Source organism: Bartonella sp. AP20NXHL (assembly GCF_042196165.1).
Classification (GTDB): Bacteria; Pseudomonadota; Alphaproteobacteria; order Rhizobiales; family Rhizobiaceae; genus Bartonella.
The window spans coordinates 1-16,772 of sequence record NZ_JBHIPV010000018.1; the positions used below are offsets into that span (position 1 = coordinate 1).

The window sequence follows — 16,772 nt, forward strand, 5'->3', positions numbered from 1 at the left end:
ATAAATGCACTGATGCTGTTCTCATAACCAAAGATCACCTGTAGCGCACTATTGCTTGAGGGAACCTCTAAATCATTGCCACTATCATCAAACTCTGCTTCAAATGTATCGGCTTTATTATACAACACATTGATTTATAATGATAATTTACTGTTTTGTATATTGAATGAGAGACCCGAATATTGTAAGATTCTCTCATTTCAAATCTGTTTATATTGCTGAAGTATTTTTTTCAATTTTTTCCTCAATCGTATTGTGTAAAATTAAAATAATCGGGATAGCCATAAAACAACAGATCAAAATAAATAAGCTAAAAATACATATAAAAGTAAAGATATCAAACTCTCTGCCCCCATCCAATACTTGGATAATAACCTTATCCAACATCTGGATAACAAAGTCCACTGCCAAAATGATAACAAATATGCAGATGATTATTTTATATTCCTTCGATGAAAGGACCATAACTTCTTTAAACGCTAAAACTTCAGATTCTTTATCAAATGCTGAAGAGACTCCCAAAACCTTATTATCTGGATTTTAAAGTGTCTCATGAAATGGTTATGTTTCTTGTATTGTCATACTGGTCTCATTTTTTTCTTTCATTTTCGGAGCGTGTTTCTGGTGCTTCTCCATATCTTTTCCATCTATCTCTTTCCGCTCTTTCACAGTTTCTGTTACACAAAAAACAAAGAGTCCCTATAATAACCATAACGAATATGATGAGTACTATTGCAAATCCCACCGTTCATTCCTTTTTCAATGAAATCGTTGTTCATGATCTCATGCATTTTTCCTCATTTGCATCAATGAACAACTTTCTGTTTTCTTATCGAGATATTTTCTTCAAATTTTGAAGCCTATTGTTTAAACTATCAACTTCGTGATTGAGCCTTTCAACTTCTTTATTGAGTCCATCAACATGTCCATGATGTTCAGAAATCACTTCTAAGTAATGTAACATTTGAGACTGATCTTTATGCTTATTTGCTTCACCTAGCCCTCGAAAGGCTTCTGTCCTTTTCTCAACATGCTCAAATATAGTCAAAACCTTCTCGATCCGCTCAAAAACCGCAGCATTGCGTTTTAGAGTTGTTTGATATTTATAAGAAAGTTGTTTGTTGTTTGGCATATTTTTCAGCAATGCCAAATAGAGTTCCTGCTGTTCAAGAGCTATTCTCTTCAAGTCGTCTACCATCACATTCAATATTTTTACGGTATCGCTCCATCCCCGTTCAGCATTTTCTTTTTCAAACTTGACTGAATCCAACTTTTGAACAGCATCATCGCGCTCCCTAACCACTGTGGAACAAAATAATTTATCTATACCCGTATAGCCATGCGAGGTAGACAAAAAATATGGTAGCAAAAATATGATAAGCAATAAGCCTTCTCTAAACAGAACTTTTTTTGTAAACATTTTTTTATTTTTCTCTGAACACAACAATTTAAATAGACATATAAATTCATATCAAAATATTCATAATGAAATTTATTAAATCTATTTTAAATAATCTACAATAAAAATAAAAAATGATAAGTTGTACAACAATTAAATACGCTACACATAGAGTAAATCTATAAAAACTAATTTATTCAACAGAGTAGCCATGGAATTTTCTATCTAGTTTTATATCTCTAGAGGAGTAATTTAATCTTTTATCCATGACTTTAAAAGAGTTTAATACGATGCTATAAATAATTCAAAAATGATATTTTGATTAACAATCATATTAACAATGGTGAAATAATGAGTAGACAAAACAGATAAACACAACCAATGATATTGAAGGGTATAAAGGCTACTTTTAATATAGCTTTGTTTTTTATCAGCAGCAGTAAAAAGTTTGTGTTTTTTTACAAAGATTGAAATTTATTCATTTTTTATCGTATATTTTATGCTATCTTCCTTAAATTAATTAAAAGATCATAGAGTATTAAACTGATGGAATGCATTTTTCTCAAGCGGCATTTTTAGAGAAATGTTGATTTAATCAGTGAAGACAAACAATGAGCAAAGTTATAATTTGAAAAGACAGTATATAATATTTATGATCAATGATCTAAATTAGAGACATGAATTGGGGGAGTTTGATCTTTCTTACAGCACAGTAGCTCAAAAAAACAGTAGATGAAGTTTAAAATTCACCATTACCCATCATAAGATGAAAGCTTTCATCCCACGTTTGATTTTTTTAAACTATTTTCTTGTCCTGTCTGTAATATCTAAAGAATATCTTCAAGCACTCATAAGCACTCTTTTAGGTTATCATTTCCATAATCAACGTAACGGTTATCGAGCTTCCATTAAAGATACTGTTTTGCAAAAGGAAATTGTCATTTCAGGATACAGAGGGATTTATGTATTTAGTCACAATATATCATGCACTCTTCCTCTTATATCAGGAATTTAATTCTTAATCGTAATGACGGGATTAAAAAGCACCTTGCGAGACAATCTTTTTAATAAATAAAGTAAAGATGAATTCTGAAAAAAACTTTTTTAGACGTAAAGTGATACGGAGAAACAGTCAGAAAGAAAGGGGGGGGATTACAAATGTTGATGATTATAAAAAAAGATATCAAAAAATTACCAAAAACCGATTTATGGATCATTTGTGCTATTTCACCTAATCAGCAAAGAGAATGGATCAGTAAATGGTATATAAAAAATAAACAAGCCTCTATAAGTTCTAATTATGTCAATGATCTTGCCGTCCTAGGGTCATTTTACAGATCTAGACAAAATGATTGCTATGAAAGCAACAGCCCCACAAGCACCCCCCCTCAAAAGATGACAATCTCATTTATGAGGCTTATGTTGCTCCTCATAATCACTTTAAAATTGCATCATTTCCTTTCATTAATACGCTTTGAAGTCTCATATAGACTAAGGGACCTTTTTAATTTTGGGGTGGTTATGGAAAACAGCTTTCCACTGATCCCTGAATGGGGATATGAAACCGCTACCTTTTCACAGAAAAATATTCTTTTCAGTGGAAATTCTTATTGTACAATCTATGGAACAACACAATGAACAGACCACGCGCCCTTGCTCTCAACTATGGCTCCTATAATGCTGTCCGCATGCTGATCGGCGTTTACCATGCTATTTTTTTAATGTCCATGGGAGTTAGTCTGGCGCAATTAGCTCTGCTTCAGGTTGTCTTTTCCACCACTATTCTGCTGCTTGATTTTCCCTGCGCTGTTTTATCTGACAGATATCGGCGTAAATATTCCGTTATGGCTGGGGTCTTTATGACAGGAGTATTTTATATTTTATGCCTTCAAGCTCCCAATATGACAGCACTTATTATTGCGCAAATTCTCTATGCAGCGGGCATTTGCATCATTGTCAGCGCCATTGACGGATGGATTTACCATTCTCTAGGCGATAAACAGGATCACTTTTCGCATTATGCTCATCTCTACCACCAGGTTAACTCTTTTGGAAGTATTCTCAGTGGGATTGTAGGAATTGGAACGATCTATTACTCTGGACAATATTTTATGGGATATATTATCTCATGCCTCATGATGGGATTTATTTTTTTGATATTCCTTATTGTTCCTGAAGAAAAGAAAACGACAATTGAAACGTCCAAAACAAAAACAATCTTGCACAATGCCAAGGAAACGCTCTGGATATTTCAAAATACAGTAGGAGGAGCATGGTTTATTTTCCTCATGTGCCTTTTTAGCGCTGGTATTCAGATTATTTATCATTTCTGGCAACCGATAATACTTTCAGGGGGAAAAATTCATCACCTCAACGGTTCGCAAATGCTCGTCTTGATGTGCTGCCATATTGGAGCCTTTTCAGCACAATATTTTTCAAATTTACTGATGTCTAAGTATCATGTTCTTGATAAAAAATATAAGAATTCTATAAAATATTTTTCCTTCTTTTCTGCTCTGATGTGCATAGCGCTCTATTTTTTAGTTCATAGCCATCAAACTGCTGCATCAGTCATCGCCTTCTCTTTAATCCATGGATTTATTTGCACTGTACCGATCGGGGCAAAAAGCTTATTTTTCTCAGAACTTAACCAAAAACAAACGCAACATATTTCTGGTATTGTTGGTGCTGTCTCTTTTAGCGGAAGAATATTTTCAATTACAGTATTGAGTATTATTTCTTTTCTTCCTGCAAAAGTTTCTCCGTCTTACTACCTAATATTACCGACCATTACTTTTTTCATGTGTGGTTTGGTTGTCATGAGATGGATGAAACACTCTCAAAAGTCTCTATGAGAGGAAAACCATAACATTTCACCCACAATGTTTTCTTCTAAAAGAAATCGATACTTTTTTGAGAGCATTGCCACATCCAACTTTCAATATACAATGCAAATATAAAGCAACACATTGATTTATAATCATAATATACCAAACTTGAATATTGTAAGATTCTTTCTTTTCAAATCTATTTTTATGGTTGAAACAATCAAAATCATTTGCTTGCACATCATAAGTGGAGAAAGCCGTATAGATAAAAACAATTTAGAAAAGAAAAAATGCCTTTTATGAACTCTCATAGTTAAAATCTATAACAACAGGAAGGCAGATATATAATATGCCTCTTTGCATCTTCATAAGGATATAAATGGTGTGGCTTTATAAGGCTTTATGTGTCTCACAGAAACTTTTGTGTTTTATACCATTTACGAGGTGGCGTCGCAAAATGGGCTTATACACATTGCAAAGATATCTCTTTAAAACAAGTGCATAAATTGGCAACACAAGTATATTTGTGTTTAGGACATGCTTTTTATATGAGAGGCATAATCCCAACGGGATAAACAAAAGCGTGAGATACGCAATCTTCATTATTTAAAAGACACGACCATAGAGATTCATGAAATTTGTAAAACTGAATTAATAAGATGATGATAAAAATGGGAGCTCATTTCCATCTTTTCCGCTTTCATATTTTTTTCAAAATTAAAAGATCCTTCCGTTTTTAGAAATAACTCGCTAACAGATATATACAATATTTTCTCCCCTATTTGATATATAAAAGCTGACATAACCGATAAAGCAGTAAACCATCTTAAATATTGATCTCAAATATGCCGTTGTATAAGGAATAGGTGTTGATTGACACGCAAAAGCAAAAGCTTAGCAAAACAACGTTATAAAATAATAAATATGCCACCAAACGATTGAAACGACATAGGGAGATCAAAAACACTTTGTAGAACCAAATCCGTAACATATCTAGCTTTACGGCCGCTTATTCTTACAAACGTTCATGCTGCTCCCTATATCCATAAAATAAATAAGCAATCCTTAGCTAAAAAATGTGCAACGTCAATGTGATTGCTATAACAGAGCTTCGCTTTCTCCTTTATCAACAATAGCGATTTACATGAAACATCTTGCGCTTAAAATATCCCCCATTGGTTTTGCTTTAGTTTACACCATTAGAAAAGAAATTTTTGTAACTTGTTTCATGAAACATAAAATTAAAAATCAACACAGGAATTAAGAAAATGAGCAACCACACGCGCTGCTAATACAGGTATTACAATTTCGCACATAAATTTAGATGGAAGGAAGATAAAATAGCACCACTCTATAGCAGAGTAGCTGATAGAAAACGCCTAGCAAGAAAAGCAATCAAAAAACTTCACAAAATTGAGATTGGTAGAAAAGCAAATGAGCACAAATCACTGAAAACAAAATTCCTATACACAATCAACTGCTTTTATAACAATAGATGGCGGAGAGGAAGAGATTCGAACTCTCGAGAGCCTTTTGAGCCCTACTCCCTTAGCAGGGGAGCGCCTTCGACCACTCGGCCACCTCTCCAACAGAGAGGCATAAATGGTATCAACAGAAAGTTCAAGACATTTTCGATTTTTTTCCCAAATATCTGAAAATTTTTCTCCTATTGATCCCATAGGGAGCAAAAGTTAATAAAACAAGAATTGTGTCTTTTTTACCACAGCATCTCGAATAGTACATATATATATTACAAAAAGGTAATTTCATATTTGAAACTCTAAAAAGATTAGTTATAGCTAAGATAACAAGTGCTGCGTATTTTACTTATGTCTTTGTCCTTAATGCGTTAGGCAAATGGTACTCTTTAGAAGAAATTTAACCGGACCGCGGAGATCCCATATGAATATTAAATCCCTCTTTTTAAGCTCTACAGCAGCTTTTTTAGCAATTTCTGGAGCACATGCTGCTTCAACAGTTATCGCCGAACCCGAACCTGTAGAATATATTCGCGTTTGTGATGCCTACGGAAAAGGATATTTCTATATCCCTGGAACAGAAACCTGCATGCGTTTATCAGGAAATGTTCGTACTGATTTTATAGGCGGTAATAATATCGATGCAACAACCGAAACTGAACTAAGAGACAAAAGAAAAACCTACGGCGCCGCATCACGGCTCACCCTTGTTTTTCAAGCAGCTTCTGAAACAGAAATGGGAACACTTCGTTCATATGCAAGAATTTATTCAAACTGGGGTGATGGTAGAGACAACGCTGCTGCAAAGCTTGCCGCGGCTTACATTGAACTGGGTGGTTTTCGCGTAGGTCTTGATGACACAATTTTCAACAGCTGGACTGGTGATTATGGAGATGTTCTCAATGATGACAGCATAGCGCCTGCCGGCACAACACGCACCAATTTTATTTCCTACACCTTTAATGGTGATTCCGGCTTTTCTGCTATTATCGGCGCTGAATTAGGCAATAATGCAGATTTTCTTCCAGGAATAACAGGATACTACATTGATAAAGATGATAAGCTTGTTTCTATCACTGAGGGTACTCTTCCAAGTAAAGCAATTAAAAATTACACCCCGAATGTGATTTTGGGTATAAAGTTCATGCAAAAATGGGGTGGTTTTTCAGCAGTTGCAGCATATGATGCTTACTACAAAAAGTGGGCTGGAAAAGTACGTGCAGATTTCAATGTCAACGATCGTTTCAATCTATGGGTAATGGCTGGTTATAAAAATGGCCTTGATTACTACACAGTAAATGAAAATGATGAATTATCACGACAAAGCACAACGATTTATGCAAACTGGGGTGGTAAATGGGCTGCTTGGGCGGGTGCCACTTACAAGCTTACTCCAAAAGCAAATTTGAATGCTCAAGTTTCTTATAGTGCTGTAAAAACCTTTGCAACTTCTGTAAATATTACATACACGCTGGTTCCAGGATTTGTGATTACACCTGAATTAACCTATGTTTCTTGGAACGATGATCGCGTTGTGACGGATAAAAATAATGATGAAAAACATTTATTCAATAAGAAAAGTGCTTTTCAAGGTATGATCCGTTTACAGCGTTCATTCTAATCCTATTTAAGCTACAGCTTTTAAAAACTGGCAACATGGTTTGCCAGTTTTTATTTTTGGAATCAAATATCATGAATATCTTTTCCTGATACGTATTGTCTTGTCTCTCGGAAAAAAACGACTTAGTTTCATAAAACTACTCTCAGAAGATTAACCCTGATATGCTTGATAAGAGCACTGCATACGGGCGTTTACACATCACTTCAAACACAATCTCTTCCTTGCCCTTTAAAGCATGAGCAAACCCTTTTGCTTTATGACAAAATTGGTCTTTCTTAGCAATTTACTTCTAACCTTTGTTAATTTAGGTCATGAACTTCTCTGGTCAATTCTGTACTGAACAGATAAAATATTGAAAAAAACAAGACATCATTGTGTTTTTGATATGCCTGAATGTGTCTTCTATCAACACTCTAAAACACAATGTTTTATAACACGGCTTCATTAAAACACTTAATCATCAAGAAACATGCTGTCAAAACGATGCAAATATTCCCTAAAGCAATAAAAGAGAAAAGCGATATATCTTCAAAAAATGAATTGACCTCTTCCCCTTCTAAAGAATAAAGCCCCTACCAGGAGCAATCTGTAAATACCCCTATTTTTCCTGAACCTACATCACATTAATTTATAATCATAATTTATTATTTTTCATGTTTCAATCAACCAAAACCTTTCACTTGTACAACAAGCGGAGAGAGCCGTGTGAATAAAAACGAGTAAAGAAAACCCTTTTATGAATCGTTTTAAACTCCAAGGGCTATAGTAACATTGAGATCTGACAAAATGTACGATAGTGCTAGGCACTTTTATTAAGCATAAAAATGAGGATACACTTCATAGAGGATTTTAGATTATATTCTCTATAAACGTCGCTGTAAAATATGTGTTGTAATACGCATTAAAAGACATTGCTTTAAAACAAGCATGAAAATATACAACACAAGTCCATTTTATTTGAAGCGTTTTATCCTGCGTAAGGAGCATGCCATCATATACGCAACATCTTGACTTTACGCGTTTTTAAAGAAAGCAAAATATAAGACAAAGAAACAGTAAATTTAATCTCTGCAAATCATAGAGCTTTCAGAGTTATGTTTCCATAAAACGCCTTATACCGTACAGGGGATTTTTTACACGATTAATGCCTTTTTTACATAAAGCCAATTGGCAAAAAGCAGCCTCTCTTGATAACAAAAAGGCTTACACGTAATCATAAGCCATATTTTCAATTAAAACGCATTGAATTCACGGAAAATACTTATCAACCAATGCATAAAGAATTGCTGCTGTTTCAACATCTAGAATCCCATCATAATTTTCTTGACGAAAATGAAGTTGAAATGCTCGGATCAAATCTTTGTATCCTGTTTGGGGACACGCAGCAGAAATGTCATATCCATAACATTTTAGCTTCGCCAAAACATCTTCTTTGGGTGGAAAGTTCTTAGAGAATTGCTCTTGATAATGACTTTTTAGTTCATCATCATACCACGCTCCTATACCTGCCTTATAAAGTTCTTTCCATGGAAAAGCTGCTCCTGGATCACTTTTTCTTCCAATGGCAATATCACTATGTCCCACCACATCAGTTGGCATAATATCGGGATACCGTTGAAGAATATTTAAGGCAAGTTCCTTAACGGCATCAATTTGTATTGGATTATAAGGAGGAAATATCCCCCCCTCATCATGAAAAGCCATAAAATCAACTGTCTCTTCTGGAGACTCAGAATGACCCGTCGCTAAATTAACGATTTCAATCCCGATAGACGCATCATTGAGATGACTATGCCCAGCCCATGAACTCACACCCGCATGCCATGCACGCTCATTTTCATCGACCAGATTAAAAATACGCATGTCCTTAAAGCCTGCCTCACGATATGTCCGCTCTGAAGGATCAGGAACAAGATAGTGTGCACTAACCTTTTCTCCTGTAAGCGCCATAATCGAGGCTTTAAAATCAAGAGCCGTATAATGCATGACGAGAAAACGAACGCGACGATTAAAACTCTTGACAGAACGATAACTGTTGTAATCAATCTGATACATAAAAGCCCTTTCTTTGTTGCTTAAAAAGACCACTGCGCACCACAACAGATAGGACACGAACTGTTAAAAATTTCGCAATGAACTTCCTAATCTAGATACTAAGAATTACGCCTAAAATTTGTTCATCAAAAACATTGACACTCTTATCAACAATTAAGACACATTTTTATTTCTCCCCCACACACGCGTAAAATGTTTTTAACCACATTCACAAATACACCGCATTAAATCTTTTCCCCAAACAAATTCCTACAAATTACCAATCGAAAGGAAAACAAAAGCGTAAAATGATCACTCATTAAATCTTCACGTCTTACAGAAAAAATAGTTCTTCCTGTTATCAAATTGAAAAATATCGCCCCTCGGAAGCGAACACCCAACGATCATGCAATCACACAAAAACTTAAAGGAAAAATTTTATGAGCTCTTTACAGCAATTTATTATCAGATCACGGAACGGCACATGTTCACAATAAAACTCTTCACGGACATATTGTTCAATAAAATTTGCAAAACTTTCCTGTAAATGACACGACTTCTTGTCTTTTCACACCATCGCTTTTTGATTTACAAAGAATCTGAATTATCTACAACGCTTGAGGCACATGAAGTCTCTGGATTCCTTGTCATCAGCTCTATGAAATATAACATATTGATTTATAATCATAATTAATCATTATAAATATTGAATGTAGCGAACCTAATATCGTAAAGTTTTTCTTAATCTTGAATCAATCAAAGTCATTTAATGACACATCAAAAGAAAAAATACCCTATAGACAAAAACCACTGAAGAAAAGGATCAAAATACTTCTTATAATAGAACGTTTAATAATTTAAGAAATATTGTTACGTCCCCATAGAGGTTCATTTTTTCTTCTCCGTTTTCAAAACTCTTTTTAAGACAGCCCAAGCTGCATATTCTTGTAAGACGACACCTAAAAGTGGTCGCGTATAGGGAAAAGTAATATGATCCTCACCATAACCTTTCATCCGTATAGCCATGGTAGCATGTCCAAGGCTTTCTGCTTGATTTTCTAATGTCTCCAAAGAAGGCTCTAGGCTCACTTCAACCTCAAGCAGTGGAATATCTTGTTTACCTTTTTCTATGGGCTGAAAATATTCTAAAAGCCGCGGATCATTGGCAGACCAATGAACCTCAACGTGCATTGCTAATTGTTTACAAGCAGTAGTAACTTCTGCACCAACCAAATAGGGATGAAAATGATTTTCAAATTCTTCCACGAAATGTTGTTCCAAGGGCGCTTCTGATTGACCAACAAGCTGTACAAGAACATAGGGGCTTTTCCATAAAAAATGCCGTTCAAAGGGTTCATTTTCAAAATGATCATCCACCCACTGCGCAATTGTACTTTCATCAATTCCAATCAAAGTCCATGCATACCCCGCACGCGATACAGAAGAATATTTCTTCTCATTGTGTTCTAAATAATTCTCTAAAAGCGCAAGAGCCTGTGATGGTGGACCAGGCAAAACAACAAGCGTACTTCCATCGCAAGAGAGATAAAAGCCTGGTGCTGTGCCTGTAGGATTATCAAGCACGGTTGCTGTCTCAGGAAACAATGCTTGACGCGCATTACTCTTATCCACCAAAATCCCTAATCGTTGTAATTGACCTTTTATTGTTTGCCAAACATCTTCATGATGTAGTAAAGGCTGCTTTACAGCTTGAGCAACTCCATCGCGTGTTATGTCATCTGATGTTGGTCCCAATCCCCCACTGATAATGATAAGATCTTCTTGTCCAAGACAAGCAACAACAGTCTCACTGATTTGCTGTAATTGATCAGCACAAACAAAATGACGTGTGACTTGAATATTTCTCTTGTTCAAGCTTTGGCTTAAATCTTGTAAATTCGTATTCAAATATTGTCCTGAAAGGAGTTCATCACCAACAGTGATAATCGCCGCACGACAAACAAAGACAGGCTTCACAAGAGAATTGCGAACAGCTTCAGCCATTTGACGGGTAGAGGCGACACCTCCAAGATCATAGGTAACGGTTTTTCCAGCACGAATAACCTGATCAACACTCTCAGATAATTGTTTTGCTGCATCTTTAAAGCCTAAATGCTCTAAGAGTAAAGCCGTGGTATAAAGCATCGCAGAAGGATTTGCTTTATTTTGTCCAGCAATACGTGGTGCGCTTCCATGAACAGGTTCAAAACAAACAATCTCGCTCCCCACATTCGCATGAGATGCAAGCCCCAATCCCCCCATTATCCCAGAGCCAAGATCAGAGAGAATATTGCCAAACATATTTTCAGCAACAATCACACCAAACCGCTCTGGCTTGGTTGCAATCCACAAAGCAACCGCATCAACATTATGAATATCTGCTTCAATTTCCGGATAGTTTTGCGCAATTTTCTCAAAAATTTCCTGAGCAAATTGTCCACTTTCTCGCATAACATTGGGCTTATCAGCAAAAGTAACGCGCCTAAAGCTATATTTCCTTGCATAAGAAAAAGCGTATTCAAATAACCGCTCTAAACCAAAGCGTGTCTGCAAACGGACTGTCCACGCAGCTTCCTCAAGCCCATATTTTGTCAAATTTGGATGTTTTAGCCAAACGGCTTTTTCAGGAGAAATACCCCGAAAATCCAATCCAGCATAAAGGCCTTCACTATTTTCTCTGATAACACAAAAATGAAAAGGTTTTCTCGGACCAGAGATGTATCTTACAGGACGTATATTTGCAAACAAACCTAACTTTTGGCGAAGTTGAAGTGCGGGAGCAACATAGGCAAGGTTTTTCTCTTTTAAATGCGGTGCAAGTTCTTTTAAAGCCGCTTCTTTTCTTTTATTGGTCACAGCACCAAGTAAAATAGCATCACTCTGAGTAATTTTTTGCCAAGTCGCTTGAGGGACAGAATCTCCTTCCTGTTTCCAACATTCAAAACCAATATCACCATAAGTCAATTCAATCGGCAATTGAAATTGCTCTAAAACCATCAACGCAGCATCACAAACCTCTAGGCCTATCCCATCACCAGGTAAGACAAGAACTTTCTTTTTCATAGTCCCTCCATCCACTCATCAATGACTGCATCCGTCATAGTAGGATTATCCTCCCACAAACGCGTACCAGCACCAGAGATAAGCTTATATTCATGGTTCAGATTATGACTTTTTGTCTGATTATCTACCGTTGCAAGTTGCGACTTTTCTCCCACTAAAGCTAAAAACTTCCCCTTATACTTAACTATTTCATCTCTAGCATCTATTTCTAATAAGAGTTTAAACCCTCTTGTCATGCGTTCAATTGCCACGCTTTTTTGTTTATCGGGAATCTCCAATAAAATTCTTTTTTTCATAATGCCAGAAGGATGCATAAAACCATTGAGTATTTCCAAAGCCCCCGATAAATCATTATTTTCTAAGGAGGCAAGAATATCTCCAAGGCGCCGTTGCAAAACCTTATCTGGATAGCCAGGTGCATTCACAGCAAGCACAGCTTGAACATTGGGAAGCTGGGCTGCCAATATTTGTACCAATGTTCCAGCCATAGAAAATCCCACAAGCACTGCGGGCTCTTTAAAATAGCTTTTAAGTTTTTCTGCCATAAAAGATAAAATGTCTACAGCAGAATAATTGAGAACATGAGAACCCTTAGGAAAAAGAGAAAGCGTATCCAGCAGAGTGACAGGGAATCCTTTTGTTGAACATAGCTTTGTCAATGGAGAACAAAAAACACCACCATCCCAAATTGGCATTACAGGAGAAAGAATAATAATAGGAAGTCCCATTGATCAATTCCTCCCCTTATTTTTAAACATGCATTAGAGCCAGAACTTTTCCTACCCAATATAATGAAAATATGTTGAAACTCTATGCTCATATTCTCCCCTCATAATAATCGATTTGTTAAACTCAAACTAAGCTTGTAACAAATTTTAAACCCACTCAATCCAGCAACTTAATAAAAAAAATTCATCTAATGTACAGGTGCCCCATTTGTGTAAAACATCAAAAGCATTTCCGCATAATGCTTTCTTTTTATCATTTCACTCAGCTTATTTCTGAAGTCATAAAATGACGCGCTTTTTGAATATAAATGATAAAACCAATCATACAACACACAGCTAACAAAGTTGCCATAGCCCGTGGGCTATGACCAGAGATTTTTCCGATAACCGCTGCACTGAGTGCCGCACTTCCTAATTGCAAAGATCCCATAACACCAGAAGCCGCTCCCGCAGCTTTCGGATGCGATGAAATAGCCAACGCTGTTCCTAACGGCAATAAAAAACCATTTCCAAAAGTAAGAACAGCAATAGCCATAAAACTTGTCACAAGGGGCCATGGGCTTAGATACATTTGCAAAGCAAACAGCACACCACCTATCACAAAAATAATGTACCCTCTGCCCACAGTCTTTTCCATAGACTCGCGTTCAAAAAACCATCGCGCCAAAAGATTTCCCAGAATATAGGGAAACGAAACACCAATATAGCTATAACTAATGTGTATCGGTGATAACCCCAAAGTCGTGAGTAAAAAAGGCGACTCCACAATATAAGCAAAATAGGCAGCGTAAGAAAAACACGGAATAAGTGCATAAAAAATAAATTGTTTATTTCTGAAAACACCTAAATATGCCTTCATCAATCCTATAGGAGAAAAATGCTGCCGCCTTTGAGGGGGTAGAGTTTCGCTTAGCACAAAACAACATAGCAAAATGGTCAAAAATATAAAAAAGCTTAAAAAGATAAAAGTTGCCTGCCAATGAAAAGCCTGTATCAAAAGTCCACCAATGAAAGGTGCAAGCGCTGGTGACATTCCAATAAAAGGGAAAACAATCAAATAAAGTTTTCCAGCCGCTTTTTTATCCAACAAATCATTGATAATTGCACGACTTAAGACAAGTCCCGCACAAGCACCAAGACCTTGCAAAAAACGTAACACAAGAAAAGCGTGAATATGAACCGTATAAATCACACCAAGTGTCGTAAATAACCACAAGAATAAGCCCAATAGAAGTGTTTTTTTACGCCCAAAATTATCACTCAGCGGCCCATAAATGAGCTGTCCAAGTGCCAATGCCAACAAAAAAACCGCCACTGCACTTTGAATTTGAGATTGTGTCACTTGATAATATTGACGCATATCGCCCAGTGCTGGTAAAAAAATATCGGTAGAAATCAAACCTCCTGTTGATAAACATACGATAAGTATAATGAATGGTAATGTATATTTATGTTTCATCAGGAAAGTCACATTTCTTAAATTTAAAAATATTTAAATTTTACGTTTATAGAAAAATAATAATTTATATTTATAAATATAAAGCTATTTTAACTTTATCCACAGGGAATAAAATAATCAATTTTCTTTATTCTTTTACTTTATTCGAGAATAATTCAGCTTGTTGATACATAAATCCAGTGTATGATCCGCACGCACACACTCAACACGTAAATAAACACTTAGTGCTTCACTTTATAATTAATTTTAAAGCATAGCAAATCGCAATTTTAAAACTATACGCAAAAGAAGCTAAAAGATCAAAACTCCCCTTTAGAGATATATTTCCCAATCCGAAATAGCGCATTTTGTTGTATTCATGTTGCCCTATCTTCATCAGCTTTTTTCATTGATATCATCAACAAAAACGCTCCCAAACTCTATCCCTCTCCATGATAACAACATCACTTTCCCGACAACATCTTTTATCAGAATTGGTTTACAACGCTCAAAGAAAAAAGAAGCCACAAACTCCCTTTCCTCAAAACTCCCCACGCAAATATTATTGTAACAATACAGCATATAATAATGGCTCATGAAGAAGTCTTTATCAACACAAATAATTGAGCAAATAAACTTAATAGCCCACTAATATCATAAAGCAAATTGTGCTTCTATCTCGCTCTAAAATCTAAATTCATCTTGTCCATTTTGTTAGAATTTCATTCTACATAGCCAGCACAAAGTTTATTGCCTAAGCTATTGACAAACATGCTATAATAAAAATTTGATAAATCATTCTGCATCTAATTTAGAAAGCAAGGAGAAGCTAGTAATGAATATAACAGAACGAGCCATGTAGCAATTACTTGTACCTATTAAAGTGGAAGGAAAGACATACACAGAAATCACCTTACGCCGCCCGAAATTTAAAGACTTAAAAGCAATACAGAGCAAAGAAGGTGACGAGCAATCAATTGAAATGATCGCATGTCTTTCAGGGTGGTCCTATAATGCCATCAGTAAACTTGGTGTTCGTGATTTTTTAAACATTAAAGACATTTACGGGCCTTTAATAAAAGAATGACTAAAAGAGTTTGATAAAATGCTAAACAAAGTAAATGCACCCATAAAAAGCATAATGGATGAATGTATTTTAATCGACAGTAAACCCGAAAAACGCACAAGTAACCTTTACACAAATACATTTGAAACAGAAGACATGAACAACTGCAAATGCAAAAGTGAAAACCTGTAGCACCTATGAACCGATTACAGTTCATAATCCCTACGTCATAAAGGTGGAACGCATGACCTTTACAAAATGCACTTTCTTAGTACAAGATGGTCCATCGAACCAAATTTATCTCTCAAATCAAAGTGCTCTTACATCGTATAAAAAAACTACGGGCGAAACTAAAAAACAACCTTTGGAGAGAATCTCGAAACTTTTGGACATTGTCTCAAAACTTTTCAACTTTCCTCTCTGGTTTTGGGAGTTTTTACTCAAAGAACTTAGAAAATTTTTCTAGCATTGTTTTGATATAGAGCAATAAGAGAAGGAAAAACAGCTTAGAACACTAATGTTTCTTCCTTCTCTTTTATCTCTCATAGCTTTTTGAATTGAATACTTTTGATATTTATTTTGAATAATTGAAGCATTCTTTTAATTATAAGTACAATATAAAAAACTAAAATTTTAGAAGACGCGCTGTTTTTACAAAAAAATGAATAATAAAATAAAGACTCCAGAATTTTACTTTTTACCTTCAAACATAATCAATGATGGAAAAGCGTTTACAAAGTTTTCCTCAAGCAGTATCTGGGACATTACTTGAAAGAAAAGCATTAAGAGAGCTTACTTTTAAGCTAAGGGGGAAAGATTAAACTTCACAACGACATTCAATCTTTTAAACATTGCAGTACAGAACGGGAAAAGAGAGCCATTCCTTTATTCCTCATAGACCGTTTATCCCCCCATCAACTAAAATTCTCGATAAACTGGTATTATCAGTTCTAGACTGGAGTCATGTAAGAAGAATTTTAAGTTAATGATCACCGTCTTGTTTTCGATGTTTTCTGTCCTTTTTGGCGCATATCTATTCACTTTTGGAACATAATTTGCAAAAAGGCATTGTATCTCCAGCATATTCAAGGAGATAAAACATGGAAACTCGCATTCC

General features: G+C 35.5%; 8 protein-coding genes, 1 tRNA gene and 2 pseudogenes. 4 read left to right on the forward strand and 7 right to left on the reverse strand.

Translation table 11 applies throughout. The features are described from left to right. Both ACFILL_RS07945 and ACFILL_RS07950 read right to left on the reverse strand, forming a co-directional pair. A pseudogene (locus tag ACFILL_RS07945) lies at window positions 1–119 on the reverse strand (late control protein); the annotation flags it as partial. A 710-nt stretch (window positions 120–829) separates the two neighbouring features. After that, window positions 830–1,420, reverse strand: a complete 591-nt coding sequence (locus ACFILL_RS07950; protein ID WP_375643665.1) for a hypothetical protein — start codon at window positions 1,418–1,420, stop codon at window positions 830–832. 1,613 nt (window positions 1,421–3,033) lie between these two features. On the opposite strand from ACFILL_RS07950, the gene ACFILL_RS07955 reads away from it, so the two are divergent. Together ACFILL_RS07955 and ACFILL_RS07960 are read left to right on the forward strand one after the other, a co-directional pair. Continuing rightward, window positions 3,034–4,254, forward strand: coding sequence for an MFS transporter (locus ACFILL_RS07955; RefSeq protein ID WP_375643664.1), 1,221 nt, complete (start codon window positions 3,034–3,036; stop codon window positions 4,252–4,254). A gap of 1,245 nt (window positions 4,255–5,499) precedes the next feature. Continuing rightward, window positions 5,500–5,639 (forward strand): annotated as a pseudogene (locus tag ACFILL_RS07960) (integrase); the annotation flags it as partial. Window positions 5,640–5,723: 84 nt separating this feature from the next. Here the strand turns inward: ACFILL_RS07960 and ACFILL_RS07965 are convergent. Further along, window positions 5,724–5,814, reverse strand: a tRNA-Ser gene (locus ACFILL_RS07965). Window positions 5,815–6,129: 315 nt separating this feature from the next. On the opposite strand from ACFILL_RS07965, the gene ACFILL_RS07970 reads away from it, so the two are divergent. Next, complete coding sequence (locus ACFILL_RS07970; RefSeq protein WP_375643663.1) at window positions 6,130–7,326, forward strand: porin; 1,197 nt, start codon at window positions 6,130–6,132, stop codon at window positions 7,324–7,326. 1,248 nt (window positions 7,327–8,574) lie between these two features. Here the strand turns inward: ACFILL_RS07970 and ACFILL_RS07975 are convergent. The 4 genes from ACFILL_RS07975 to ACFILL_RS07990 all read right to left on the reverse strand — a co-directional run bounded on the left by ACFILL_RS07975 (window position 8,575) and on the right by ACFILL_RS07990 (window position 14,610). After that, window positions 8,575–9,381 (reverse strand): N-acetylmuramoyl-L-alanine amidase, encoded by an 807-nt coding sequence (locus ACFILL_RS07975; protein WP_375643661.1) that lies wholly within the window; start codon window positions 9,379–9,381, stop codon window positions 8,575–8,577. Between the two features lie 867 nt (window positions 9,382–10,248). Continuing rightward, on the reverse strand, window positions 10,249–12,423 hold the full coding sequence (locus tag ACFILL_RS07980) for an isocitrate/isopropylmalate family dehydrogenase (protein WP_375643660.1): 2,175 nt from the start codon (window positions 12,421–12,423) through the stop codon (window positions 10,249–10,251). Then, the gene (locus ACFILL_RS07985) at window positions 12,420–13,151 is read right to left on the reverse strand and encodes an alpha/beta fold hydrolase (RefSeq protein WP_375643659.1); all 732 of its coding nucleotides are present in this window, start codon (window positions 13,149–13,151) and stop codon (window positions 12,420–12,422) included. The genes ACFILL_RS07980 and ACFILL_RS07985 overlap by 4 nt, the downstream gene beginning before the upstream one ends. Before the next feature lie 262 nt (window positions 13,152–13,413). Continuing rightward, entirely contained in the window at window positions 13,414–14,610 is a 1,197-nt protein-coding gene (locus ACFILL_RS07990) for a multidrug effflux MFS transporter (protein WP_375643657.1), read from the reverse strand. Window positions 14,611–15,472: 862 nt separating this feature from the next. Here ACFILL_RS07990 and ACFILL_RS07995 point away from each other — a divergent pair. Further along, window positions 15,473–15,676, forward strand: coding sequence for a phage tail assembly protein (locus ACFILL_RS07995; RefSeq protein ID WP_375643656.1), 204 nt, complete (start codon window positions 15,473–15,475; stop codon window positions 15,674–15,676). Window positions 15,677–16,772: the final 1,096 nt, after the last annotated feature.

What these genes read in the sequence shown, in the direction of transcription:
- ACFILL_RS07955 (WP_375643664.1), top strand. Translation starts at nt 3,034, where the DNA reads ATGAACAGACCACGCGCCCTTGCTCTCAACTATGGCTCCTATAATGCT.
- ACFILL_RS07985 (WP_375643659.1), bottom strand. Translation starts at nt 13,151, where the DNA reads ATGGGACTTCCTATTATTATTCTTTCTCCTGTAATGCCAATTTGGGAT.
- ACFILL_RS07980 (WP_375643660.1), bottom strand. Translation starts at nt 12,423, where the DNA reads ATGAAAAAGAAAGTTCTTGTCTTACCTGGTGATGGGATAGGCCTAGAG.
- ACFILL_RS07950 (WP_375643665.1), bottom strand. Translation starts at nt 1,420, where the DNA reads ATGTTTACAAAAAAAGTTCTGTTTAGAGAAGGCTTATTGCTTATCATA.
- ACFILL_RS07975 (WP_375643661.1), bottom strand. Translation starts at nt 9,381, where the DNA reads ATGTATCAGATTGATTACAACAGTTATCGTTCTGTCAAGAGTTTTAAT.
- ACFILL_RS07990 (WP_375643657.1), bottom strand. Translation starts at nt 14,610, where the DNA reads ATGAAACATAAATATACATTACCATTCATTATACTTATCGTATGTTTA.
- ACFILL_RS07970 (WP_375643663.1), top strand. Translation starts at nt 6,130, where the DNA reads ATGAATATTAAATCCCTCTTTTTAAGCTCTACAGCAGCTTTTTTAGCA.